The sequence below is a fragment of the uncultured Roseicyclus sp. genome (assembly GCF_937892565.1).
Lineage (GTDB): Bacteria > Pseudomonadota > Alphaproteobacteria > Rhodobacterales > Rhodobacteraceae > Roseicyclus.
Window position 1 is genome coordinate 1 of the sequence record NZ_CALAHQ010000005.1, and the last position, 23,567, is coordinate 23,567.

Genomic DNA, 23,567 nt, shown 5'->3' on the forward strand with positions numbered 1-23,567 from the left:
AGACGGGCGCCTATCTGGGGGAAGATGATATCGTCAGGTATGAGGATGGGTATGGGAGAGGGTGAGGGGAGTTCACTTCTTTGCGATAATGACCGGCTCGTTTAGTGTCATGTACCCCAGTAACGGATTGAACATAAAGTATGCAAAAGCATCTCTAAATCCATTTGCTCGTAACTCATCGAGTATCTCCCATCCAAAATCCCTAAAACATAGGATTCCTTCTGGGCTTGCGGGATCGCCATGATAAGATGGCGGCAAGTGATGGTGGATTTGCCCATCGTCTGTTAATTCAGCGCGAACTCTATGCTTGAAGTGGTTCCCCCCAAGCCACGGAAAAGTAAAGATCGCCGCGCCGCTCTCTCTAAGGCATCGCTTGGCTTCCCGTAGTCCAGCTTCATAGCTAGGTATGTGTTCGAGAACTTCGGTGCAAATTATGAAATCAAAAGAGCTTTCAGGAAATGATAGCTGCGTTAGGTCTTCGTATCTTACGCCTTCGTTATCAATAAATCCAGATTTGTAACCCTCCTTGAATTGGCTGGTTGTTACATTCGGATGGTTATCCAAAAAATATTTCGCAAGATTCGAGAAATGACCGACATGATAAATTGAGGCATTCTTACCAATCGGAACTAAGGATGCCACCCTACGTTCTCTCGCGGAAAGTCCACATTTGCAGCGTAAACTAGCCCACTTTACATGAAAATTGGAAGGATCATCTAATCTCGTAACGGGCCTTGCATAGAATTTTGTAGCTGAATTGCATACCTCGCAAAAGCCATTTAAGGTAAATGGTTTCTCTTGATTGCCTAAAGCTGCCTGATACTGCCAAATGGCTGCTAATTGCGCTTTGTGCTCATGCCGATAATCAGCATATTCATCCATATCTCTGAACGATAGGCGCAAGGCATCAAGGGGTGCTAAGTTCTTTTCTATCTCCATAAATTCCCACCATTAATTTTGAATCTAACCATTCGCACCTTACTGCGATTTCCTTGAATTTTCTAACTGAGTAATTCTTCCATTCAGACGTCTGATTTCGTTCCACATGTCAACCATAGTAAACTCAAGCTGTGCATTTCTCTTTGCAATGATCTGCAGAGTTTCGTTTTCTTCGGCAGGTGCAATGCGATCTTCAATATAACGCTTACATTTTTGAAAGAACTCTTTTGTCAAATTTCTGGATTCTTCTAGGAAGTTTGGTATTTCAGGCAGCTTTGCCGCAAAATCAAGAATTGCAATCTCATCAAATTTGTTCCCATCATAAAATCCTACTGGGTGGCGGAAGTACTTATACTTGTCTACCCCTAATCGGGTTGCTGGTAGAATTGCTTTTTTTCCAAGGAGCATCGACCAGAATGCACCGTGGTACGAACTTACCAAAATTACACTAGACCCAAGAATGTAATTTGCAACCGTGCCGATTGGTTCGGCGTTCGTTACGAAGGAAGGAAGGCCCTGAACAGCAAAATTAGCTTCAAGTGCACTCTTTATCGTACCGACATTCCTTGTAACTTTGACCTCGTCTTGCATCACCACGAATGCCGGATTCATGCATGAGACACAGGGCAAGTATGGCAGCCCTGAGGGATGCTGGTAGTCACGTACGCCTACAAGTGCAGCTTGATCGTATTTGATTTCTTCCGAAGCTGTTTTCTTGCCGAAAATGTTATTCTCGGTGTACTTATGGGTCCCGGCGCCCCAAATTATCACATTGTCGCAGTTCTCGATAAGTCGATTAAGGACACGATTCAACTCATCGGAGTTATCAAGAAGTCCGCCACCGCCAAATATCACAATATCGGTGCGTTCTATCTCATGCCACAAAACGGCCCAATCAGAGTGCAAAACGCAAGTATACTGAGAAAAGTAGTCTGTGAAATAATAGTATGGGCTGCAAATCCAATCGCCAAGGTTCGCTGGCACATAACGTTTTTCGAGATGATGAACGAAGTGAATCTTCCCAGCGCGCTTCATTTTGGCTTTCCCTCAACTGTTTTGTACTAAGCGGCAGTGTCGAAACACCCATCCCGATCACTCCGCCCCAAACAAATCCACCGCCTCGAAGGCGGCTTTCATCTTGGCCCGGCCGGCCGCAAAGGAGAAGCGGTCGGCGGCATAGGCGCGGGCGGCCCCGGACATGGCGGACCAGAGCGCATCATCGTGCATCAGCCGCGTGATCGCCTCGGCCCAGGCCTGTGGCGTTTCGGCGATCAGGCAGTCATGCCCATGGCGCAGGCCGATCCCCTCGGCCGCCACCGGCGTCAGCACGCACGGGATGCCATGGGCAATCGCGCCCAGCACCTTGCCCTTGATCCCCGCCCCCGACAACAGCGGCGCGACAAAGACGCGGTGGCGCCCATAGGCATCGGCCACATCCTCCACATAGCCCGCAGGGTCGATCTGATCACTGGCCAGCGCCTTGATGTCGGCGCCCATGTTGGAGCCATAGATCGTCAGATGCGCGGCTGGCGGCGTGAGCCGCGCCATCACCTCGGCCACGAACCAGCGGAGCCCTTCGGCATTGGGATGGTGGCGGAAGCTGCCCAGAAAGGACAGCCCGGCCCGCCCCTTGAGCGGCGGCACATGGTCGGGGATGGCGACAACCCAGGGACAGCTCATCACCCGCACCTTGCCATCGGTGTGCGAGGCGATGACGGCGTGTTCCACCTCGTTGTAGCTCAAGACCAGATCGGCCGCGCGCATCATCGTCAGCTCTTCGTCGCGCACCCGCTGCATGGCCGCCAGCCGCGAGGGGTCATCTTCGCTCATCGCGGCGCGCAATTCGCGCAGGAAATGCAGATCGGCGTTGTTGAGCAGGATCTTGGCCTTGGGCGCGTGTTGCCGGATGTGGCGCACCGTGTCTTGGGCCACGTAATAGCGGGTGATGTAGAAAGCATCGAATTCGGCCGCGCGCTGTTCCAGGAACGCGGCCAGCGACAGGTAGAAGGGGGCTGTGATCACCTCCACCCCGCTGTTTTGCAGGTCTTCGGTCAGCGCCCCCATATGGGCAATGTTCTGGGGCAAAAACGTGACCTTGTAGCCCAGCGATTGCACCAGCTCGATCTCGCGCCGCGCGGCATAGGCGCCGGCATCGCGGTCTTCATCGGGCGTGGTGTAGTCGATGAACAGGACGCGCCCGATGATGCCCCGATCCTTTTCCAGATCGGGGTTTTGCCCTTCGGTGCCAAAGCGGGCAAAGTCGCGCGCCCAGCGGCGCTTGAATTTCGGGCGGTTGACCTCTTGGTAGCGCTTGAAGCCGCTGGCGGTATCGGTGCCGCTGGTCATGCCTTCGAAGTGATAGACGATCGAGGCGGGCACGAACCAAGTGCTGTATCCCGCCGCGCGCACCTTGAAGGCGAAATCGGTGTCTTCGAAATACATCGGCTCCAGATAGTCTGACAGGCCGCCGATCTGATCCCAGATCGCTTTGGTCGTCATCATCGCCGCGCCCGACAGGTAATCGGCCTGTCGCGCGTAGGAAAAGCGCGGCTCCCAGGGATTGGCGCGGTTGCCGTAATTCCATGGATTGCCGCTGCCCCAGATGATGCCACCGGCATCTTGCAGCTTGCCATCGGGATAGAGGAGCTTCGCACCCACAAGCCCGACCTTGTCGAACCGTCCAAAGGCATCAAGCAGCGCATCAAGCCAGCCCACGGTCACTTCGGTATCGTTGTTGAGCAAGACCACATAGTCGCCGCGTGCGGCCGCAACCCCGGCATTGCAGGCGCGGATGAAGCGCTGTGGCTCGGCGTTGCGGATGACGGTGATGCCCGAGACGATTTCCTCCAGCCGGGCGGTGTCGTCGGTCGAGGCGTCATCGACCACGATCACCTCAAAGCTTGCCTTGTTATGGGCCGCCAGAAGCGCGCAGAGCCCGTAATAGGTCACCTCGACCTTGTTATGGGCGGGGATGATGACGCTGACGGTCGGGTTATTGACCACTGGAAAGGCGATGGGCTTGAGTGTCACGGTCTCGTAGCTGCCCTCGAGCGTCGCAAAGGCCGTGGCCAGCGATGCCGGTGCAACCGCGCTCAGCCGATCGTCCAGATGGGCGCGCAAGGCCCGGTAGCGATGGTTTGTGCGCAGCGTCAGATCGGTGGGAAAGGGGCGGCGCGATTCACGCACCATCAGATCATGCGGCGTCAGTGTCCGCGGTGCCAGCACCGACAATTCCAAGAAGATCTGGCTTCCTGACAGATCGCGAATCGAGAGATCGATGATTTCGCCGCGCAAACAGGCCGCAGGCAGGTTGATAACCGTAGGTTCGGGGCGCAGATGGATGTCTTGTATCGGCTCACCATCGACGAACAGCATCAGGCTTTGCGGATGACGCGCCGTGAGCGTCAAGCTATGACCGTAATCCTCGACCAGCGTGACGCTGTTGCGTTCGGGCGCGAACAAATCGATACGTTTCTTGCCGATGCACAGGCTGATGGGGGGGTCCGTTTCGCGACGGAACGTGGGCACATGAGCGCGGTACCACCTGTTTGCCGCGACCCCGTCGGTCATGTTTTGCCGGGGTTCAAGGGCCGATGGCGACAAGCTGTCTTTCACGACCTTCGCGTTTGCGATGAAAACATAGGGATAATTTTCTTCAGTCGTGGATCGATATCGCAGATATCGGATCGTCAGGCTGACGCTCAACGGTGTCTGCACGACGGGCACCGGGATCTTGACCCGCTGATAGCTCGCCGCCGATCTGCCGCCGCCATGCTCTGGGTCGATCACGATCTCGGTCGCCTCGACCTTGCCGCCCGGTCCGGGATCGAAACGGACGATCAACATCACCTCGCAGCGATGCGTTGCCACCAAAGCTTCGAAGTGGCGGGGCTGCACGCTGGGGGGCAGCTGCAAATGGCGCCCCATGTGGATCTCATGGGGTTGTTCCATCTCGGCCAGACGGATCTGCAGGGTCTGGCCGTTCTCGACCGCCCAATCGGTCAGCGCATTCACCCGAACTTCGGTGCCAAGCTTGACGGGCGTGCCGTCCGGCAAGGTTTCGCTGATCTTCAGTCCGTCGGTCGGGTAGTGCAGCGTCCGACGAAACGTCAGGTTGGCGTTCAACCCGGCGGGGTCATCGATCGCGGCAAGCGCGATATTCTGACCCTGTGCCTGAATGGTCACGCCATCGGTCAGCGTCGACTGATCCGCATGTATCAACAGCTCGTTCTTCGTCAGGAAGGCTGCCTGAAAGAGAGGGTTTGATCGCATCGAAAGAAAGATTTCCCGCCAAAGTTTCGATCTTTGGATCGGACGCGCAAGGCCAAGTCAAGTCCAACTTGCCAGCCGAAAGCGCCGGCTGGGCAAAGGGTGGGCGTTTCGGGAACAACCGCCATGCAGCGCGTGCCAAAGCAACAGACCCGCCCGGCGGGCGCTTTGTCTGGCATCTGTCATGTCTGGAAACTGGCTGGGGTGGTAGGATTCGAACCTACGGTACGCGGTACCAAAAACCGTTGCCTTACCACTTGGCTACACCCCAACCGTGCCGCGCTAGTTACGCGGTGAGCGACGAGGGATCAAGACCCCGTTTCGACAATTCTGTCGTCGCTTTGCCCGGCGCGCGGGGCTTTTTCACAGGCGGATCGGGTCGGCTTTGGCCAAGTGGTCAAAATTCATCAAGCTGGCCACCAGCGCCGGCATTTGCGCCAGCGGAATCATGTTGGGCCCGTCCGATGGCGCGCGGTCGGGGTCTTGATGGGTTTCGATGAAAACCCCTGCGATGCCAAGCGATACGGCCGCGCGGGCCATGACCGGCGCGAATTCGCGCTGGCCACCCGAGCTGCCGCCCTGGCCGCCGGGTTGTTGCACCGAATGGGTGGCATCCATGATCACCGGATAGCCGGTTTTCATCATCTCGGGCAGGGCACGCATATCGGTGACAAGCGTGTTGTAGCCAAAGCTTGCGCCGCGTTCGGTCAACAAGATCCGTCGGTTGCCCGTCGATTCGATCTTGGCCACGACATGGGCCATGTCCCAGGGCGCCAGAAATTGGCCCTTTTTCACATTGACCACCGCCCCGGTTTCACCGGCGGCCAGCAACAGATCGGTCTGGCGGCACAGGAATGCCGGGATCTGGATGATATCGCACACCGCAGCGGCCGGCGCGCAGTGATCTGGCCCATGCACATCGGTCAGCACCGGGCAGCCAAGCTCGGCCCTGACATCGGCCAGAACCTGCAGCCCCTCGTCCATGCCCAAGCCGCGCTTGCCCGACAGGCTGGTGCGGTTGGCCTTGTCATAGCTGCCCTTGAACACAAAGCCCGCCCCCGCCTTGTCACAGGCCTCGGCCATGATGCGCGCGATCATCAGCGCGTGGTCGCGGCCCTCCAACTGGCATGGCCCGGCGATCACGGTCAGGGGGCGATCATTGCCGATGACCAAACGGCCTGTTTCAACGGTTTGCATGCGCTTTCTCCGGTCGGGTCTGGGCGTCAGATCAGGAACTGACCTGTTCTCTGAGGATCGATGCGGTCATCGACACCATCAGGTAGATGCCCGAAAACACGAGGAACGCAAGCAAGCTGTTTTCGAACGCGCGCGGATAGGCTGCCTGGTCGGGGGCTACGGGAAAGACACCCATCGACAGGTAGAGCGATTGCCGGTTCGCTTCCATCCGGGCGGTTTCCATCTGTTGCATGGCTTGGGCCAGCATCGCCTGACGGGTTTGCAGATCCGCCTGTGCGATCACCAGTTCCGATTGGATGCGCGCCAGCGAAACGCCGCCGGTTTGGGTTGCGGTCAGCCCGCTGCGCAGGCTGGCGATCAACGTTTCAAGCCGCGCGATGTTGTTTTCCGCTACTGCCACCCGCGTGGCGTTGGGGCTGCGTGCGGCCAGAATTTCCGCCAACCGCAAGCGTTCATTCTGCACTTCCATCTCGAAGCTGGAAATCTGTTGGAACACGGTCGAAACTTCGGCCTCGGCCGACAGAACGCCGCGCCGTTCCTGAAGCTCCAGCACACGGATCTGTGCCTCGATCATGCGGCGTTCGGCGTCCTCATAGCTGTCGCGCGCGCCCGACATCTGATCCTCCCGCAGGCGTTGGCTCATCTGATCCACCCGTTCCTCCGCATAGCGGATCAACGCCTCGGAAAAGGTCTGGCTGGTGATGGGATCGGCCGCCCGCATTTCCATCTTGATCACGCCTTCGGTCGGGTCGTAGCCAATCGTCAGCTGATCGCGATAGGTGGCATACATGGTTTCCACGGCGGCATCGGGCTCCAGCCGGATCAGCGGGTCCATCCGGGGCGATGAGAAATGCCCGCGGAAATCCAGATCCTGATCCAGCCGCAACATCGCCTCACGGCTTTCCAGATAGCTCTGCACAACGATGCTTTCTTGCACTGTGGCAAAGCTGGACCCGCCCATAAGCCCGCCCAGACCGCCACCAGACCCCCCAGAGCCATTTTCGGCCTTTTGGATCACGAATTCCGTGTTGGTGGCATAAAGCGGGGTGGCCACACGGAAATAGTAGAACGCCACCAGAAGCGTGGGCAACAGCACGAATAGCGACAGCCGGCTTGCCAAAAGCACAAGCCGCCGCCGCCGCCGCCGCGCGATGTCGCGCTGGATCTTGATGATCTCGGCGGCGCGCTCGTCGGCGGTAAAGCGGGGCAGGGGTTTGGGCGTGGGCTTGGCGGGTGGTTGCACCGGCGTCGATGTGGCGGGTAAATTCACGATCGGGGCGTCTTGCGGTGCCACGTCGTCGCGGATCTCATTGCTGACCATGTCGAGCATGTTTGTCGGCCCGAACGGGTTCAGCCCACGGGCGCGCAACAGCCGGACCGCATCGAAATCGGAGGTGGGGCTCAACCCATGCTTTTGCGCCAAACGCCGCGCCGTGCGCAGCTGTCGGCCGGTCAGACCTTCGGCGCGTATCGCGTCAGTCTCGGCCACAGGGTCGCGGCCGGGCGATTGTTGCGGTTGCGTTTCACCATCGGCCTGTCCGGGGGCCGGGTCCGCTGCCGCGCGTTTGGCGGCGGCGGCCGAACCGGGCAGGGCAAGATCGCCAAACCCGTCCTCGACCTCGCTTGGGGCAGCCATCAGCTCTTCGGCTGTGGGGTGGTGGCGGCTGGGGGTTGGCGCCAATTGCAATGGCACGCCGCCCGCATCCGACGCCGGGCGCGGCGCATCGCTCATGCGGATGCGGAACTTACGCGCCTTGGGTGTGGTAGTCATAAAGCTGCTTGGCCTCTTCCAGCGTGTCGAACTCGTACAATTGCCCGTCAAACAGCACGGCGGCACGGCGTGCGAATTTCTCGAGCGTCTGCGCCTGATGAGACACGATCACCACGGTCGCATGTTTCAGCCGCTCGGCAAGAATACCGCCGGCGCGGCGATTGAACTCGGCATCGGTGGTTACCGGCATGCCCTCGTCGATCAGATAGATATCAAAGTCGAGCGCCAGCAGCAGCGAAAAGTTGAACCGCGCCTTCATCCCGGCCGAATAGGTGCCCACAGGCATGTCGAAATATTCATCGATCCGACAGACCCAGCGACAGAAGGCTTCGACATAATCGGGATCAAGCCCGTAAAGCTGCGCGATGTAGCGGGCATTCTCACAGGCCGAAAGCTTTTGGATCACCCCCCCCATGAAGCCCAGCGGAAAGGAAATCCGCGCGCTGCGGTTGATCCGTCCCTCGTCAGGTTTTTCAAGCCCCGCCATCATGCTGATCAGGGTGGTCTTGCCCGTGCCGTTGGGCGCCAGAATGCCCAGCGATGATCCCAATTCGACCTTGAACGACGCCCGGTCCAAGATCACCTTGCGGCGTTCCCCGGTCCAGTAGGATTTGGAAACCTCGACAAATTCCAACATGTCCTTGTCTGCCGTTGTTGCAGGGTCCGTGCTGTCTTGTCGCCTCATCGTGTGGGAATTGCGGCCATCTTGCACGACGCAAAGGCTAGCGCCGATTTGGGGCGGGAATATGTCCAAACCGGGCAAAGGCCGCCTTTGGTAAGGCAAATTTTATCGACCTTGGACCGTGGCCGGCGCTCGGGTCACGCGATGGCCGACCAGAGCACGCCCGCGATCATCGCACCGGTCAGCGCAAAGCCCAAGTAGGCGGCAAAGACCCGTGGCTTGACCAGCGCCCAGACCGCAACCGCGGCCGGTATGCTGCTGACCCCACCTGCGATGACAAAGGCCATGGCGGCGCCGGGGTTCATCCCCTGGCTCAAGAGCCCCGCCATCAGCGGCACGGCGGCATAGCCGTTCAGATAGGCCGGTGCCCCCACCAGAACCGCCAAAAGGATCGGCCCGACCCCGTCGCCGCCGATCACCCGCACCACCAGATCGGCGGGCACATAGGCGATCATCACGGCCTGCAGCACATAGGCCAAGGCAAGCCATTTGCCCAGAAATACCAGATTGCTTGCCCCGCTTTGCACAAAGCTTTGCCGCCGCTCAGCCTCGGTCCAGAACCGCCAGTTCACGGTCTTTTTTCTGGCCCGGCAGCAGCCCCCGATCTTGGGCGCCACCCGCAGGGGATCGGCGAAAACCGGGCTTGCGGCCATCAGCTTGACCATCAGCCCCCCCGCCACGCCCAAGCCCAGCGCGGCCAGTGTCTTGGCGATGGCGAAATCCACCCCCAGACCGCCCGCCGTGATGGCGAACATGGCCGGGTCCATCAGCGGTGAGGCAAGCCAGAATGCCATCACTGCGCTCAAGGGGGCGCCCGCCGCCAGCAAGGCCGCCACAAAGGGAATGACCTGACAGGAACAAAAGGGCGACAGCCCGCCCACCAGCGCCCCGATCAAGATCATCCGCACCTCGCGGCCCTTGAAGACCCCGTCAAGCAACCGCTCCGACCCGCTGGCCTTCATCGCGGCGATGGCGGCGACCGCCACCAGGATAAAGGGCAGCGTGCCCATGAAATGATCCAGCGCCGTGCCCAGGATGGGCACCACCGCCCCCCGGTCGAACACCGCCAGAACCAGCACGATCAGCGCACCTGTCAGCGCCACCTTGTCGATGCGCGCCCAGACATCGCCGATGGGGCGGGGGGATTGCGTGAGATCAGCCAAGATCATGCTCCGTGTCGCAAGGGGTTTGTCTGCTCATATCGGCGCAGCATTCGGCCACCAAAAACCGCGACAACGCCGCCACCGCCGCGTGATCGACCCGGCACAAGATGCGCCGCCCATCGCGCTTTTGGCGCACCATCCCGGCCGAAACCAGTTGCCTCAGGTGATGGGTCAGAACCGATCCCGTGACACCCACCGCCGCCCCCAGATCGCCGATCGGCAGACCCACAGGCCCCGCGCGCACCAAGCGGCGCAAGATCGCCAGACGATGCTCGGACCCGAGGGCGGCAAAGGCCGTCGCGGCCAGGGTCAGTTCCGAAAGGGGTAAGGGTTTTGATTCCATATTTCTATCATCATAGAAGCTTATTCCGTTGTCCAGCCTGCCTGTGCACCTGTGCGATGCGGCGTTCGGGTGGCGCCCATATCCCCTATGACCACGCAAATCGCCGCCTGCCGTCTTTGCGCGCCGCGTTTCGCTGCAACCGCCACCGCCCATGTGCCGCGCCCGGTGATCTGGTTTCGCCCCGGTCCGCGGGTCTTGATCGCGGGCCAGGCGCCGGGGATGCGCGTGCACCGATCGGGCCGGCCGTTTGACGATCTCTCGGGGGACCGGCTGCGTGACGGGATGGGGCATTCGCCCGAGGTGTTCTACGACCGCGACAAGATCGCCATCGTTCCCATGGCGTTTTGTTTTCCGGGCCATGATGCCAAGGGCAGCGATCTGCCGCCGCCGCCCCTGTGTGCCGCGACCTGGCGCGCCGATGTCAACGCGGCCTTGGGGCGGCCTTGGGTCAGCCGGACCTGGTCATGCTGGTGGGGGCACATGCCCAACGCTGGCATCTGGGTGACAGGCAAAGCGTCACGGCGCGCGTGGCGGCGTGGCGCGACCATGCGCCTCGCGTCTTTCCCTTGCCGCATCCCTCGTGGCGCACTACCGCGTGGGTGCAGAAAGACCCGTGGTTCGCGCCCGAGCGGGTGGCGGCATTGCGCGCGCGGGTGCAGGAGGTGCTGACCCGATGACGCCGCTCGATCACGCCCATGCGGCGATGGAGGCCGCACCCGCCGACGATGCCGCGCGGTTGCGTTTTTATGACCGGCTGGCGGCATCCGAGCTGTTCTTGCTGCTCGAGGCCGAGGCAGAGGGTGACCGCATCCGTCCGCAGGTTTTCCCGGTCGAGGGACAGAGCTTTGTTCTGGTGTTCGACCGCGAAGACCGGTTGACGGAGTTTGTGGGCGCCCAAGCGCCTTATGCCGCGCTGTCGGGGCGGCGGCTGGCCGAGCTGTTGGCAGGCCAGGACATCGGCCTGGGTGTCAATCTGGGTGTCGCGCCATCGTCGATCCTGATCGAAGGGGCATCGGTCGATTGGCTGGCCGCGACGCTGGCCGAGGCCCCCGAAGAGGTCGAAGAACGCGCGCAGGAAATCACGGCCCCCGCTGGTCTGCCCGAAGCCGTGTTGAGCGCACTCGATGCCCGCCTGGCCGCCGCCGAAGGCATGGCGCGCATGGCCTATCTGGTGGGCACGGTCTATTCCGGCGGGCGGCGCGGGCATCTGATGGCGTTTGTCGATCCGCTGCCCGGGGCGGAACCGGCGCTTGCGCGCGCGGTGGCCGCGGCGCTGACATTTTCCGGGATCGAGGCAGGAACCCTGGATGTGGGGTTCTTCCGGGCCGCCGATCCCGTTGCGGCGCGGCTGGCGCGGGTGGGTCTGCGCTTTGATCTGCCCGAGGCACCAAAACCCGAGCCCCTGCCCGGAACGGCCCCCGGCATGAACCCCGACGCCCCGCCGCGCCTGCGCTGAAAGGGGGCGGCGCCGCGCGTCACGCTCCTGCCGGAGCGATCCTTGCGGCGCATTGCCATGGACCTGTGGCGCGGGATGGTCCGAACACATGCGCCCCACACGCCTTGCGGCATGGGGCGTGCGTATTTGGGGAAAGATGAAGGCGATCAGTAGCCCAGATCGCGATCGACGAGATGGTGCAGCGTCTCACCTTTTTCGGCCCGGCGGATGTTGCGCGCCAGCGTGCGGGACGCCGACGCGGGCCGCGTGGCCGACGCAATGTGCGGTGTGACAGTCACGCGCGGATGGGACCAGTAGCGGTGATCGGCAGGCAGGGGTTCCACCCGAAAGGTGTCGAGCGTGGCATGGCCGATATGGCCCGCATCGAGCGCTGCCAGAAGTGCCTCATCATCGATCAGCGCGCCGCGCCCGGGGTTGATGATCACGGCACCCTTGGGCAACAGCGCGAGGCTGCATGCGTTCAGCGTGCTGTCGGTGGCGGGCGTGTTGGGCAAAAGCAGCACCACGATCTGTGCGGCGCGCAAGGCACCATCCAGCCCGCCGGTGCCGTGGTGGCAGGTCACGCCGCGGATCGATTTGGCGCTGCGCGACCAGCCATGGGTGCGGAAATTGAGCGCGGCCAGGCTTTGCGCACAGGCGGACCCCAGCACGCCCAGCCCCAGAACCGCAACGCTGCGGTCGCGCGCCAGGGGCGGCGTGCTGTCATCGCGCCAGCGCCCGTCTTGCCCGTGAATATGGGTGTCCATGCCCAGATGATGGCGCAGCACATGGCCAGTGACATATTCCACCATGCCGTCAGTCAGCCCTTCGTCGACCATGCGTGCAAGCGGTACGCGCAGGGTCGGGTTGCCCACCACATCCTCCACCCCGGCCCACAGGTTCAAGACCGCCTTGAGCCGTGTATAGGGGGTGAAATCCGACAGACCGCTGTTGGGGGCATAGATGATGTAATCCACATCCGCCGGATCGGCCTCGGTCGTCAGATGGGCGTGATCGAGCCCCTGTTCGGCAAGGGCCGTGCGCAGATGCGGTTCATATGTGGTCCAGCGTTCGGATTTGGCGGCGAAAAGGATGGTGGGCAAGGGGGCCTCCTGTCGTGTCGGGCTAGCGCGGGCGATGGACATGGGCCGATTGCACCAGCCCGAATGCAACCATCAGCACAAGCATTGCCGATCCGCCATAGCTGACCAGCGGCAAGGGCACCCCCACCACCGGCGCCAGCCCCATGACCATGGCCATGTTGATCGCGAAATAGAGGAAGAACGCCACCGCGATGCCCATCACCAACAGCGCGGCATAGCGATCGCGTGAGGCCATCGCGATGGCAATGCAGAACACGAGGATCAGCAGATACAGCGTCAGAAGCGACGCTGCACCGACGAAACCGAATTCTTCGGCCAAGGTGGTAAAGATGAAATCGGTATGCTTTTCGGGCAGGAAATTCAGCCGGCTTTGCGTGCCCTCCATAAAGCCCCGTCCGGTCCAGCCGCCCGATCCCAGCGCGATCTGGCTTTGGGTGATGTGATAGCCCGCGCCAAGCGGATCGTTGCTTGGGTCAAGAAAGGTATCGATGCGGCGATACTGGTAGTCCTTCAACAGCTGCCATGGCGTCCCGCGTGTGGTGAAGACAGCGACGACCGCGCCAATCCCCGCCGCGACCACAGCGGCGAAATAGGCCCAATGCACGCCCGCCACGAACATCACCGCGCTGCCCCCGATCAACAGCAACAGCGCGGTGCCCAGATCGGGCTGGCGCAGCGTCAGTGCAACGGGCACGGCGATGATGCAAAGCGGGATCAGCACGAAAAGAGGGCGCGATTTCCTGGCCACATCGAGCCAGTCGTAATAGGCCGCCAACACCATCACCAGCGTGATTTTCGTCAGTTCCGAGGGTTGCAGCCGCATGAATCCCAGATCGATCCAGCGCTGTGCGCCCATGCCGACCGTGCCGACAACCTCTACCAGCAGCAGCAAGACCAGCGACCCCGCAAAGGCCAGCGCCGACATGTTGCGCCAGAACCAGATCGGCACCATCGCCACGATCACCATCAATACAAAGCCCATCGCAAAGCGTTGCATCTGCGGTTCGGCCCAGCGGTCGACACGCCCCCCTGCCACCGAGGTCAGCATCAAGAACCCGACACCTGCAACGGCCAGAACAAGCACAATCAACGGCCAGTTCAGATACAAGATCTTGCGCCAGCCCGAGGGCGTGTATTTGACGTTATATTCCAGAAAGCTCATGCTTGGCTCCGCACCGTGCGGCCTGTCGGAACGGGCGGCGTGGGCAGGATCGGCAAGTCGCGATGCATCCGTTCGATGTCGCGGCGCTGGCTGGCGGGGTACAAGTCTGGTGGGGGAACCTCGCCAAGCTGTGCGCGCAGCAAGATGTCACGCCCGATGGGGGCCGCCATGGTCGAACCACCGCCCCCATGCTCGACAATCACCGAACACGCGTAGCGCGGATTGTCATAGGGCGCATAACCCACATAGAGAGCATGATCGCGCCGTTCCCATGGCAGATCGGCGTTTGAAATCACGCCCGAGGCCCGTTCGGCGGCGGTGATGTTGCGCACCTGGCTGGTGCCGGTCTTGCCGGCGATGGCGTAATCCGCAACGTCGACCCGGCTGGAATAGGCGGTGCCACGACGGTCGTTGTTGACCTGCCACATGCCGCGCTGCACCAGCCGCAGATGCCCGGGATCAAGCCCCATGTCCCGCGCCCTGCCCGGAAGCTGGCTGATGCCGTCGATCGAGCGGATGATCGCGGGCGTGATGTCCAGCCCCGATGCAAGGCGTGCGGTCATCACCGCCAGATGCAGCGGCGAGGCCAGCACAAAGCCCTGCCCGATGGCTGCATTCAGCGAATCGCCCACAACCCAGGCCGCGCCGCGGTTTTGCATCTTCCATTGCATGCCGGGCGCCAGCCCCTCGGCGATACCCGAAAGCGGCAAGTCATGGCGCACCGCACAGCCAAAGCGGCGCGCCATGGCCGACATCGCTTCGATACCGACGCGCTGAGCCAGTTCGTAATAATAGACATCACAGCTTTGGCTGATGCTTTCGACCAGATTGACCCGGCCATGGCCGCCACGGTTCCAGCAGTGAAAACGCCGGTCGCCCACATCGAGATGGCCGGGGCAGTTCACCGTTTCCTCGGGCGTGATCACGCCGGCTTCCAGCGCGGCAAGGGCCACGATCATCTTGTAGGTCGAACCGGGTGGATAGAGCCCCTGTATCGCCTTGTTGGCCAGTGGTCGGTAGCGGTCGGTGTTCAGCGTATTCCAAGCCGCGCTGGAAATGCCGCGCACGAACAGATTGGGATCAAAGGTCGGCGCAGAGGCCAGCGCAAGGATTTCGCCCGACTGGCAATCCATCACCACCGCACCTGCGCTTTCGCCCGACAGGCGCGCCTCGACGTAATTTTGCAGGCCGGCATCGATCGTCAGTTGCACATCGGCCCCGGGATCGGGCGGGTCGCGATCGATCTCGCGCATCACGCGCCCGCCGGCACTTACCTCTACCCGCTTTGTGCCGGCGCGGCCGCGCAGCAGCTGTTCCATCCGCGCCTCGATGTTGTAGCGTCCGACCTGAAAATCGGGGATCTGCAAAACCGGATCGGTATCGCCGGTCTGTTCCAGATAGTAATCCGAGACAGGGCCGACATATCCCACCACATGCGAGAAATCCGCGCCCATGGGATAGAGGCGCGACAATCCGACCTCGGGTGTGATGCCGGGCAGGGCAGGGGCGTTGACCGCGACCGCGCTCAGTTCGGCCCAGCTCAGCCGGTCGGCGATGGTCACCGGCACAAAGGGCGGACGGCGGGCGATTTCGGTGCGGGCACGCTCCAAAGTGACCATATCGAGCGCCACAATCTGGCTGAGCTGGGCGAGAACCGCATCGATATCGCCCGCGTCCTCGCGCACAAGCGTGATGCGGTAATTCTGTTCATTGGCCGCCACCAACACGCCGTTTCGGTCAAAGATCAGCCCGCGCGCCGGGGGCAGCAGCCGGATGTTGATGCGGTTTTCTTCGGCCAGAAGCCGGAAATCTTCGGCCCGCTCGACCTGAAGGTAGCGCATCCGCGCGCTCAGCACGGCGCTGGTCGCCACAAACAGCCCACCCACGAACAGGCTGCGCCGTCCGATCTGGCGGTGGCTGTCTTCGGTGTCCTTGGGGGTGCGCCTCATGGTGCCTATGCCTCGGCCTGTGCTGCGCCGATCTTACGCAGCCCGAACAGGAATTTCGAGACGGCCACGACGATGGGATAGATCGCGGCGGTGACAATGGCGTGAGCAAGGCTAAGCCCAAGCGGCGCCAGATCAACCATCAGCAGCCAAAGCACCAAACGCTCCAGCAAGATCAGCGCAAAGACCGCACCCGTAAAGGCGGACCATTCCAGAAAAAAGGTGAACTCCGTCATGGTCAGACGCCGCCGTCGCAGGCTTTCCGAAGCCAAGACGACCAATAGCGTCCAAAGCCCGGGGGGGCGTTGAAACAGGAAATCCGCCAACAAGAACACCACAAGGATCGAACCAAGCGGAACAAGGGCGGGCTGGCGCAAGAGCCATGCCAATGTCAGGGCCAGCAACAGATCAGGCCCCGGCAAGCCCGTCGCACCAAGCGACAAAGGCAACATCTTGCTGATCATCACACCAGCGCTCAGCGCCAGAAACAGCGCCCTGTAGCCCCACAGATGCCGGGCCGAGCGCGGCGCGCTCATCGCAGCACCCCGCCCTGTGACAGATCCCCGCCCTGTTCGGGCCGGGTGATGGGTGCCACCCCGGGTCTGCGTTGTCCGGAACCCTGCACAAATCCCTCTGGCGGGGGCCAGGGCGGGCCGATCAGCGCTCCGGGATCTGCCAGCGTGGTGCCCGGATGGCTGCGCATCACACGCAGGAAATTCAGCCGCGCCATATCGGCCGCAAGCCGTGCGCGCAGCATGCGATCGGTCGTTTCCACCACCTGACCGACCAGAAGCCCCGGTGGAAACAGCCCGTCATCGCCCGAGGTCACGATACGGTCGCCTGCGCTGATGTCTTCGGGGGCTTCGATGAAATCGAGCATCGGCGCTTGTGTGTTGTCGCCCATCAGCAGGGCTTGCTGCCCCGAGGGCTGGATCGTCACGGGAATGCGACTGTTGGCATCGGTCAGCAACAGCACGCGGCTTGTCTGATCCCCCACGCCCGAGATGCGCCCCACCACCCCCAGCCCGTCCATCGTGGCCCAGCCATCCAGAATGCCGTCGCGCGCACCCACATTTATCAGCACCGAGCGGCGAAACGGGCTTCCGGCATCGGCCATGACGATGCCTGTCACAAAGGTCAGTTCCGGGTCCAGACGCACCCGGTTCAGATCAAGCAACCGGGCGTTTTCCTGCTCCAGCTGCAAGGCCGCCTCGCGCCATGCGCGCATCTGTTGCAATTCGCGGCGCAATTCCTCGTTCTGTTCGTAAAGCCGCGTGTAGCTTTGGAAATCATCGATCATGCGGGCCATGCCGGTGACCGGGGCCAAAGCCCATTCGAGGTTCGGCACGACCCGGTCGATGATGGCCGCGCGCATGCGTTCGACGCGCGGATTGTCGATCCGCCAGACCAGCACAAGCGCCAAGAGCGCAAGCACCACCACCGTCACCAATAGGCTGCGGATCGGGCGGGCGTAACTTTGGTCATTGGGGTCGCGTGCCATACCGTTCCTTCAGATCGGCGCGCATGTGGCGATCTCTGGGCGCTCAACTATCGTAATCTATCGCATGACTGAGGAGCTTTTCATACTCCAGCGCCTTGCCGGTGCCGACGGCCACACAGTTGAGGCATTCATCGGCCACCGAAATGGCCAGCCCCGTCTGTTCGCGCAGCGCAACATCGAGATCACCCAAAAGCGCGCCACCGCCTGTCAGCATGACGCCGCGATCCACGATGTCGGCGGCCAGATCGGGCGGCGTTGCCTCCAGCGCGCTCATCACCGCCTCGACGATCTGCTGCACCGGTTCGGCCAGCGCCTCGGCCACCTGCGCCTGGCTGATCTCGGTTTCCTTTGGCACCCCGTTCAACAAGTCGCGCCCGCGGATGCGCATCGATGCGCCACGCCCGTCATCGGGCATGCGTGCCGTCCCGATCGAGGTCTTGATCCGTTCGGCCGTGGCTTCCCCGATCAACAGGTTATGCTGGCGGCGCAGATAATTGATGATCGCCTCATCCATCCTGTCACCGCCCACTCGCACCGAGCGGGCATAGACGATATCGGCCAAGGACAAAACCGCCACCTCGGTGGTGCCGCCGCCGATATCGACGACCATCGACCCGGTGGGGTCGGTAATCGGCATGCCAGCGCCGATGGCCGCCGCGATGGGTTCGGCGATCAGACCGGCCTTGCGCGCGCCTGCGCCCAGCACGGATTGCCGGATTGCGCGCTTTTCCACCGGGGTCGCCCCATGCGGCACGCAGACGATGATCTTGGGTTTGGTGAATGTCGTGCGCTTGTGGACCTTGCGGATGAAATGCTTGATCATCTCTTCGGCCACATCGAAATCGGCGATGACGCCGTCGCGCATGGGCCGGATCGCCTGTATGCTGCCCGGTGTGCGCCCCAGCATCAGCTTGGCATCCTCGCCAAAGGCCAGCGCCGTCTTGACGCCGTTCTTGACCTGATAGGCCACGACCGAGGGTTCGTTGAGGATGATGCCGCGCCCCTTGACGTAGACCAGCGTATTGGCCGTGCCGAGGTCGATCGCCATATCCGACGAAAAAAGATTGCCCCACATCGCCATCTGTTGTGCCCTTTGCGCGATTTCAAAAGGGCAAAGAGCGCATCTTGCACAAAGACTCGGTCCGACCCCTGAAATTTTGTTATAGGCTTGGCGATCGAGCGCCGTAAAGGCCTTGCACCGCGGCCAATCAGCGTCTTTTCGCTTGCACCCCGGGCGGAAATCGCAAGATTTCCGCACAGGAAAACCGGAGTTTTCCAGTGCGAAAAACTCCGGTTTTTCGCCACCCCGCCTCAGCCAGCGTCCTTGTAAGACACTTCCTTGCGGTCCGAGCCCAGCTTTTCACGCCGCACGATCAGGCGGTTGAGCGCATTGACATAGGCTTTCACGCTGGCCACGATCGTGTCGGTATCGGCCGCCTGCCCGGTGGTGATGCGCCCGCCCTCTTCGACGCGGACGGTGACGGTGGCTTGCGCATCCATGCCTTCGGTCACGGCGTTCACCTGATAAAGCTGCAACACCGCCTCATTGGGGTAAAGCGCCTTGACCGCGTTGAAGGCCGCATCGACCGGCCCGTCGCCCTGTGCGCTCGCCTGACGATCCTTGTCGCCCACCCGCAGCGTGATGTCGGCAGATTGCGGCGCCTCGGTGCCGCAGATCACGCGCAGGAATTTCAGCTCCAGATGATCCTTGGTGCCCGCCGCCGCCGCATCGGTCACAAGCGCGATCAGATCATCGTCGAAAACCTCTTTCTTGCGGTCTGCCAGCGCCTTGAAGCGCACGAACAGATCATTGAGCTGGTTGTCGGCCATGTCGAAGCCCAGTTCCTTGAGCTTGGCGCGGAGCGCCGCGCGCCCCGAATGCTTGCCCAGCGGCAGCGAGGTGCCCGACAGGCCCACATCTTCGGGGCGCATGATTTCAAAGGTGTCCGCCGATTTCAGCATGCCGTCCTGATGGATGCCGGATTCATGCGCAAACGCATTCTTGCCGACGATGGCCTTGTTGGGCTGCACAGCGAACCCCGAAACGGTCGAGACCCGGCGCGAGATATGCATGATCTTGGTCGTGTCGATGCCGGTGGTGTAGGGCATGATGTCATGGCGCACCCTGAGCGCCATCACCACCTCTTCCAGCGCGGTATTGCCCGCGCGTTCGCCCAGCCCGTTGATCGTGCATTCGATCTGGCGGGCGCCGCCTGCCACGGCGGCCAGGGCGTTGGCCGTCGCCATGCCCAGATCATTGTGGCAATGGGTGGCAAAGATCACATCCGCGGCGCCCGGCACCTCGGCGATCAGGCGGCGGATCAAGGCAGCGCTTTCCACAGGCGCGGTATAGCCGACCGTGTCGGGGATGTTGATTGTCGTGGCGCCCGCCTTGATGGCGATCTCGACCACGCGCCTGAGGTAATCCCATTCGGTGCGCGTTGCATCCATGGGCGACCACTGGATGTTGTCGCACAGGTTGCGCGCATGGGTGACTGTTTCGTGGATGCGCTCGGCCATCTGATCCATGGTCAGGTTGGGAATGGCGCGATGTTGCGGGCTGGTGCCGATGAAGGTGTGGATGCGTGGGCTTTTGGCGTGGCGCACCGCTTCCCAGCAGCGGTCGATATCCTTGAAACTGGCGCGTGCCAGACCGCAGATGGTGGCGTTGCGGGTTTGCCTGGCGATCTCGGAAACGGCGGCGAAATCGCCCTCCGAGGCAATGGGAAATCCGGCTTCGATGATATCGACGCCCATCTCGTCGAGCAGGCTGGCGATTTCGAGCTTTTCATCATGGCTCATCGTGGCGCCGGGTGATTGTTCGCCGTCGCGCAGCGTGGTGTCGAAAATCAAGACGCGATTTCTGTCAGTGCTCATGTCGATCTGTCCTTAGCCGTGGGGCTACTACCTGTTTGGAGGTCTCCGGCGCTGTCCCTCCTCTGAGCGGTCGCGCCGAAGGGCACGCTCAGAGGCGGCTAAGCAGCAGCAGGCCAAGAGCCGACATCCGCGCACCGGGCGCGGCAAGGGTCATGATATGGGCCTGCATGGTCATGGGGGCGAAAATACCGATCCTTGCGGCTTTGAAAACCCCCTTTCGGGTCAGCGCCATTGACCGAACCCGTGCGCGCCATAACTGGCCTGTCATGGAACAGGCATTGGTGATCGGGGCCTCGGGCGGCATTGGCCGCGCGGTGGCGGAAGAATGGCGCGCGCGGGGCGCTGTGGTGACGGGGCTTTCGCGGGCCGCCGATGGCTTGGATGTAACCGATCCGGCCAGCGTGGCGCGCGTGATGGGCGCGCTTGACGGGCCCTATGATGCGGTGTTCGTGGCCATCGGCATCCTTGCCCCGCCGGGATCAGCCCCCGAAAAGCAACTGGCCCAGATCGATCCTGCGGCCATGGCGCGGGTCTTTGCCGTCAACACCATCGGTGTGGCCACCATCCTGACCCATCTGCCGCGGCTTTTGCCGCGCAAGGGGCGCTCGGTCACGGGGGTCCTGACGGCCAAGGTTGGCTCGATCGGCGACAACCGGCTGGGGGGCTGGTATTCCTATCGCGCCTCAAAGGCGGCGCTGAACCAGATCGTACATGGCGCGGCCATCGAGATTGCGCGCTCCCACCGTGAGGCGGTGATCGCAGCCCTTCACCCCGGCACCGTCGCCACGCCCTTTACCCAAGGCTATGATCCCGCTTACGGCAAGACCACCCCCGAACAGGCCGCGCGCGCGCTCTGCGATGTGATGGCGGGCCTTGCCCCCGCGCAAACGGGCGGGTTTTTCGATTATGCCGGTCACAACCTGCCATGGTAGGCCGCCTGATCCTTGTCTTGGGCGATCAACTCACCGATGAACTTTCCGCGCTGCGCGAGGGGGACCCTTCGCGCGACATCATCGTCATGGCCGAGGTGATGGGCGAGGCGTCCTATGTTCCCCACCACCCCAAAAAGATCGCCTTTCTTTTTGCCGCCATGCGCAAATTCGCGGCCCATCTGGAAGCAAAGGGTTGGCGGGTGCGCTACACGCGCCTCGATGACCCTGACAACACCCACACCATCCCGGGCGAGCTGATCCGCGGCGCGGCCGAAACCGGCGCGGTCGAGGTGCTGGCCACCGAACCGGGTGAATTCCGCCTGATCGCCGCACTCGAAGAGTGCCCCATCCCGGTCCACCAATTCCCCGACGACCGGTTCCTGTGTTCCCATGCCGAATTCGACCAATGGGCCGAGGGGCGCAAAGAGCTGCGGATGGAATGGTTCTACCGCGAGATGCGCCGCAAGACCGGCCTGTTGATGGAGGGCGACCAGCCCGCCGGCGGCAAGTGGAACTATGACCATGACAACCGCAAGCCCGCCCCCGGCGACATCGGGTTCAACGGCCCGCTGCGGCACCGCCCCGACGCGGGCACCGAGGCGGTGCTGACGCTGGTCGCGTCCCGTTTTGCGGGCAACTTCGGCACGCTTGACCCCTTTTGGTTTGCCACCGACCGCGACGGCGCGCTGGCGGCACTGGACCATTTCATCGCCCATGCCCTGCCGCGTTTTGGCGATTTTCAGGATGCGATGCTCGACGGGAACCGATTTCTCTATCACTCTGTCATCTCGATGTATCTCAACGCCGGGCTTTTGGGCTGGCGCGAGATCTGCGAGGCGGCCGAGGGCGCCTGGCGGTCGGGCAAGGCCCCGCTGAACGCGGTCGAGGGCTTTGTCCGACAGATCATCGGCTGGCGCGAATTCATGCGCGGCATCTATTTTCGCCAGGGCCCCGATTATACCCGCATGAACGCGCTCGGCCATGACCGCAAGCTGCCCGAATTCTACTGGACCGCCGACACCGCGATGCGCTGTGTGTCGCGCGCCGTTGAACAGACCCGCGACGAGGCCTATGCCCACCACATCCAGCGCCTGATGGTAACGGGCAATTTTGCGCTCTTGGCGGGGATCGATCCGCATCAGGTTCATGAGTGGTATCTGGCTGTCTATGCCGACGCCTATGAATGGGTCGAAGCCCCCAACGTCATCGGCATGAGCCAATTTGCCGATGGCGGCATCGTGGGGTCAAAGCCCTATGTCTCGGGCGGCAACTACATCAACAAGATGTCTGATTACTGCAAGGGTTGCAGCTATGAGGTTGGGGAAAAGTCTGGGGATAAGGCTTGTCCGTTCAATTATCTCTACTGGGCGTTCCTGCACCGGCACCGCGACCGCTTTGGGCGCAACCCGCGCATGGCACAGATGTATCGCACATGGATGGCGATGTCCGATGACAGGCGGCAGGCGAGTTTGGACAGCGCCGATGCGTTCTTGGCGCGGCTGGATCGCAGTGCGCCGGTGTAAGCCCGCTTGACCGGCGCCGCGCGCTGGGCAATCTGACCCGCAGGCGTGGCCGGCCCGAGATGGTCCAAGGCCCGCACATGCCTCTTTCTGGAGAGATCAGAAATGATCGCCGTTCATTCCGTGAGCGACGCCTTTTCCGGTGCGGATTGCGCCCGGATCCTCGACTGCGTGGCCGCAGCGCCAAGCCGGGATGCGGGTCTTGTGCGCCAAGCCCGCGACCACAATCTGCGCCGCGCCGATCTGGTCTGGCTTGATGATGTCGATGGCACATCCTGGGTCATGGACCGTGTGATCGACCTTGTGCGTGCGGCCAACCGCGATGTCTTTGATTTCGACATCACCGATTTCGCCGAAAGCCCGCAGGTCGCCCGCTATGGCGCCGAGCGCGAGGGGCATTTCGGCTGGCATTCCGATGTGGGCGAGGGGCGGTGGCTGAACGGCGCAAGCTGACCATCGTGGTGCAACTCTCGGAGCCCGACGCCTACACAGGCGGCGATCTGGAGGTGATGCCGGGCGCCAACATCATCAGCGCCGACCGCGCGCGCGGCACCGCCACGCTGTTTCCGTCCTTTGTGCTGCACCGCGTCACGCCGGTTACGGTGGGCGAACGCCACTCGCTGACCGTTTGGTGCCATGGCGCGCCTTTCAGATAGGGTAGTCTGGCTCCACTGTGTAAAATCGAACAGGATGCTTGCGGCGGCGCGGAATTGAGGACGGTGGGGCG

The 23,567-nt window shown here is 62.0% G+C and carries 22 protein-coding genes, 1 tRNA gene and 1 pseudogene; 7 read left to right on the forward strand and 17 right to left on the reverse strand.

Features of this window, described 5'->3' with window-relative positions:
• Positions 1-72: 72 nt before the first annotated feature.
• From Q0094_RS00580 to Q0094_RS00620, 9 genes are all read right to left on the reverse strand, one after another.
• Positions 73-939 (reverse strand): class I SAM-dependent methyltransferase, encoded by an 867-nt coding sequence (locus Q0094_RS00580; RefSeq protein ID WP_297614129.1) that lies wholly within the window; start codon positions 937-939, stop codon positions 73-75.
• Positions 940-978: 39 nt separating this feature from the next.
• Entirely contained in the window at positions 979-1,974 is a 996-nt protein-coding gene (locus tag Q0094_RS00585; protein WP_297614131.1) for a hypothetical protein, read from the reverse strand.
• Between the two features lie 57 nt (positions 1,975-2,031).
• The gene (locus tag Q0094_RS00590) at positions 2,032-5,211 is read right to left on the reverse strand and encodes a glycosyltransferase (RefSeq protein WP_297614133.1); all 3,180 of its coding nucleotides are present in this window, start codon (positions 5,209-5,211) and stop codon (positions 2,032-2,034) included.
• A 193-nt stretch (positions 5,212-5,404) separates the two neighbouring features.
• Positions 5,405-5,479: transfer RNA gene (locus Q0094_RS00595), tRNA-Gln, on the reverse strand.
• Between the two features lie 92 nt (positions 5,480-5,571).
• Entirely contained in the window at positions 5,572-6,405 is an 834-nt protein-coding gene (gene kdsA, locus Q0094_RS00600; RefSeq protein WP_297614135.1) for a 3-deoxy-8-phosphooctulonate synthase, read from the reverse strand.
• Between the two features lie 31 nt (positions 6,406-6,436).
• Complete coding sequence (locus Q0094_RS00605) at positions 6,437-8,176, reverse strand: capsule biosynthesis protein (protein ID WP_297614138.1); 1,740 nt, start codon at positions 8,174-8,176, stop codon at positions 6,437-6,439.
• Positions 8,151-8,813 (reverse strand): ATP-binding cassette domain-containing protein, encoded by a 663-nt coding sequence (locus Q0094_RS00610; protein ID WP_297614140.1) that lies wholly within the window; start codon positions 8,811-8,813, stop codon positions 8,151-8,153. The genes Q0094_RS00605 and Q0094_RS00610 overlap by 26 nt, the downstream gene beginning before the upstream one ends.
• A 182-nt stretch (positions 8,814-8,995) precedes the next feature.
• Entirely contained in the window at positions 8,996-10,021 is a 1,026-nt protein-coding gene (locus tag Q0094_RS00615; RefSeq protein ID WP_297614142.1) for a permease, read from the reverse strand.
• On the reverse strand, positions 10,014-10,364 hold the full coding sequence (locus Q0094_RS00620) for a metalloregulator ArsR/SmtB family transcription factor (RefSeq protein WP_297614144.1): 351 nt from the start codon (positions 10,362-10,364) through the stop codon (positions 10,014-10,016). Before Q0094_RS00620 ends, Q0094_RS00615 begins: the two co-directional genes overlap by 8 nt.
• A gap of 219 nt (positions 10,365-10,583) precedes the next feature.
• Between Q0094_RS00620 and Q0094_RS14455 the strand changes: the two are divergent.
• From Q0094_RS14455 to Q0094_RS00630, 3 genes and pseudogenes are all read left to right on the forward strand, one after another.
• Positions 10,584-10,685, forward strand: a pseudogene (locus Q0094_RS14455) (uracil-DNA glycosylase family protein); the annotation flags it as partial.
• 143 nt (positions 10,686-10,828) lie between these two features.
• A complete protein-coding gene (locus Q0094_RS14460) occupies positions 10,829-11,041 on the forward strand; it encodes a uracil-DNA glycosylase family protein (RefSeq protein ID WP_366940204.1) in 213 nt (70 codons plus the stop codon).
• Positions 11,038-11,820: an SseB family protein gene (locus Q0094_RS00630; protein WP_297614146.1), complete on the forward strand. Its 783-nt coding sequence runs from the start codon at positions 11,038-11,040 to the stop codon at positions 11,818-11,820. Before Q0094_RS14460 ends, Q0094_RS00630 begins: the two co-directional genes overlap by 4 nt.
• A gap of 146 nt (positions 11,821-11,966) precedes the next feature.
• Here the strand turns inward: Q0094_RS00630 and Q0094_RS00635 are convergent, their stop codons facing one another.
• From Q0094_RS00635 to Q0094_RS00670, 8 genes are all read right to left on the reverse strand, one after another.
• Positions 11,967-12,944, reverse strand: a complete 978-nt coding sequence (locus Q0094_RS00635; RefSeq protein WP_297614148.1) for a glyoxylate/hydroxypyruvate reductase A — start codon at positions 12,942-12,944, stop codon at positions 11,967-11,969.
• Positions 12,925-14,064 carry a rod shape-determining protein RodA gene (rodA, locus tag Q0094_RS00640; RefSeq protein WP_297614150.1) on the reverse strand — a complete coding sequence of 380 codons (1,140 nt, stop codon included), beginning with the start codon at positions 14,062-14,064 and terminating at the stop codon, positions 12,925-12,927. Before rodA ends, Q0094_RS00635 begins: the two co-directional genes overlap by 20 nt.
• Positions 14,061-16,013, reverse strand: a complete 1,953-nt coding sequence (gene mrdA, locus Q0094_RS00645) for a penicillin-binding protein 2 (protein ID WP_297614152.1) — start codon at positions 16,011-16,013, stop codon at positions 14,061-14,063. The genes rodA and mrdA overlap by 4 nt, the downstream gene beginning before the upstream one ends.
• Before the next feature lie 5 nt (positions 16,014-16,018).
• Complete coding sequence (locus Q0094_RS00650) at positions 16,019-16,546, reverse strand: rod shape-determining protein MreD (RefSeq protein WP_297614154.1); 528 nt, start codon at positions 16,544-16,546, stop codon at positions 16,019-16,021.
• The gene (gene mreC, locus Q0094_RS00655) at positions 16,543-17,511 is read right to left on the reverse strand and encodes a rod shape-determining protein MreC (RefSeq protein ID WP_297614156.1); all 969 of its coding nucleotides are present in this window, start codon (positions 17,509-17,511) and stop codon (positions 16,543-16,545) included. The genes Q0094_RS00650 and mreC overlap by 4 nt, the downstream gene beginning before the upstream one ends.
• A gap of 43 nt (positions 17,512-17,554) precedes the next feature.
• The gene (locus tag Q0094_RS00660; protein WP_297614158.1) at positions 17,555-18,592 is read right to left on the reverse strand and encodes a rod shape-determining protein; all 1,038 of its coding nucleotides are present in this window, start codon (positions 18,590-18,592) and stop codon (positions 17,555-17,557) included.
• A gap of 230 nt (positions 18,593-18,822) precedes the next feature.
• A complete protein-coding gene (locus Q0094_RS00665) occupies positions 18,823-20,388 on the reverse strand; it encodes a 2-isopropylmalate synthase (protein WP_297614160.1) in 1,566 nt (521 codons plus the stop codon).
• Between the two features lie 88 nt (positions 20,389-20,476).
• Entirely contained in the window at positions 20,477-20,620 is a 144-nt protein-coding gene (locus tag Q0094_RS00670; RefSeq protein ID WP_297614162.1) for a hypothetical protein, read from the reverse strand.
• Positions 20,621-20,654: 34 nt separating this feature from the next.
• On the opposite strand from Q0094_RS00670, the gene Q0094_RS00675 reads away from it, so the two are divergent.
• From Q0094_RS00675 to Q0094_RS14470, 4 genes are all read left to right on the forward strand, one after another.
• Positions 20,655-21,320: an SDR family NAD(P)-dependent oxidoreductase gene (locus Q0094_RS00675; RefSeq protein ID WP_297614164.1), complete on the forward strand. Its 666-nt coding sequence runs from the start codon at positions 20,655-20,657 to the stop codon at positions 21,318-21,320.
• Complete coding sequence (locus tag Q0094_RS00680; RefSeq protein WP_297614166.1) at positions 21,314-22,843, forward strand: cryptochrome/photolyase family protein; 1,530 nt, start codon at positions 21,314-21,316, stop codon at positions 22,841-22,843. Before Q0094_RS00675 ends, Q0094_RS00680 begins: the two co-directional genes overlap by 7 nt.
• Positions 22,844-22,963: 120 nt before the next feature.
• A complete protein-coding gene (locus tag Q0094_RS14465; protein WP_366940205.1) occupies positions 22,964-23,293 on the forward strand; it encodes a hypothetical protein in 330 nt (109 codons plus the stop codon).
• Positions 23,272-23,496 (forward strand): 2OG-Fe(II) oxygenase, encoded by a 225-nt coding sequence (locus tag Q0094_RS14470; RefSeq protein ID WP_366940206.1) that lies wholly within the window; start codon positions 23,272-23,274, stop codon positions 23,494-23,496. Before Q0094_RS14465 ends, Q0094_RS14470 begins: the two co-directional genes overlap by 22 nt.
• Positions 23,497-23,567 lie beyond the last annotated feature (71 nt).

Bases quoted from the DNA above. Each gene is read 5' to 3' on its own strand.
- Q0094_RS00580 (WP_297614129.1), bottom strand. From the start codon at position 939: ATGGAGATAGAAAAGAACTTAGCACCCCTTGATGCCTTGCGCCTATCG.
- Q0094_RS00585 (WP_297614131.1), bottom strand. From the start codon at position 1,974: ATGAAGCGCGCTGGGAAGATTCACTTCGTTCATCATCTCGAAAAACGT.
- Q0094_RS00590 (WP_297614133.1), bottom strand. From the start codon at position 5,211: ATGCGATCAAACCCTCTCTTTCAGGCAGCCTTCCTGACGAAGAACGAG.
- kdsA (WP_297614135.1), bottom strand. From the start codon at position 6,405: ATGCAAACCGTTGAAACAGGCCGTTTGGTCATCGGCAATGATCGCCCC.
- Q0094_RS00605 (WP_297614138.1), bottom strand. From the start codon at position 8,176: ATGACTACCACACCCAAGGCGCGTAAGTTCCGCATCCGCATGAGCGAT.
- Q0094_RS00610 (WP_297614140.1), bottom strand. From the start codon at position 8,813: ATGTTGGAATTTGTCGAGGTTTCCAAATCCTACTGGACCGGGGAACGC.
- Q0094_RS00620 (WP_297614144.1), bottom strand. From the start codon at position 10,364: ATGGAATCAAAACCCTTACCCCTTTCGGAACTGACCCTGGCCGCGACG.
- Q0094_RS14460 (WP_366940204.1), top strand. From the start codon at position 10,829: ATGCTGGTGGGGGCACATGCCCAACGCTGGCATCTGGGTGACAGGCAA.
- Q0094_RS00630 (WP_297614146.1), top strand. From the start codon at position 11,038: ATGACGCCGCTCGATCACGCCCATGCGGCGATGGAGGCCGCACCCGCC.
- Q0094_RS00635 (WP_297614148.1), bottom strand. From the start codon at position 12,944: ATGTCCATCGCCCGCGCTAGCCCGACACGACAGGAGGCCCCCTTGCCC.
- rodA (WP_297614150.1), bottom strand. From the start codon at position 14,064: ATGAGCTTTCTGGAATATAACGTCAAATACACGCCCTCGGGCTGGCGC.
- mrdA (WP_297614152.1), bottom strand. From the start codon at position 16,013: ATGAGGCGCACCCCCAAGGACACCGAAGACAGCCACCGCCAGATCGGA.
- Q0094_RS00650 (WP_297614154.1), bottom strand. From the start codon at position 16,546: ATGAGCGCGCCGCGCTCGGCCCGGCATCTGTGGGGCTACAGGGCGCTG.
- mreC (WP_297614156.1), bottom strand. From the start codon at position 17,511: ATGGCACGCGACCCCAATGACCAAAGTTACGCCCGCCCGATCCGCAGC.
- Q0094_RS00660 (WP_297614158.1), bottom strand. From the start codon at position 18,592: ATGGCGATGTGGGGCAATCTTTTTTCGTCGGATATGGCGATCGACCTC.
- Q0094_RS00665 (WP_297614160.1), bottom strand. From the start codon at position 20,388: ATGAGCACTGACAGAAATCGCGTCTTGATTTTCGACACCACGCTGCGC.
- Q0094_RS00670 (WP_297614162.1), bottom strand. From the start codon at position 20,620: ATGGCGCTGACCCGAAAGGGGGTTTTCAAAGCCGCAAGGATCGGTATT.
- Q0094_RS00675 (WP_297614164.1), top strand. From the start codon at position 20,655: ATGGAACAGGCATTGGTGATCGGGGCCTCGGGCGGCATTGGCCGCGCG.
- Q0094_RS00680 (WP_297614166.1), top strand. From the start codon at position 21,314: ATGGTAGGCCGCCTGATCCTTGTCTTGGGCGATCAACTCACCGATGAA.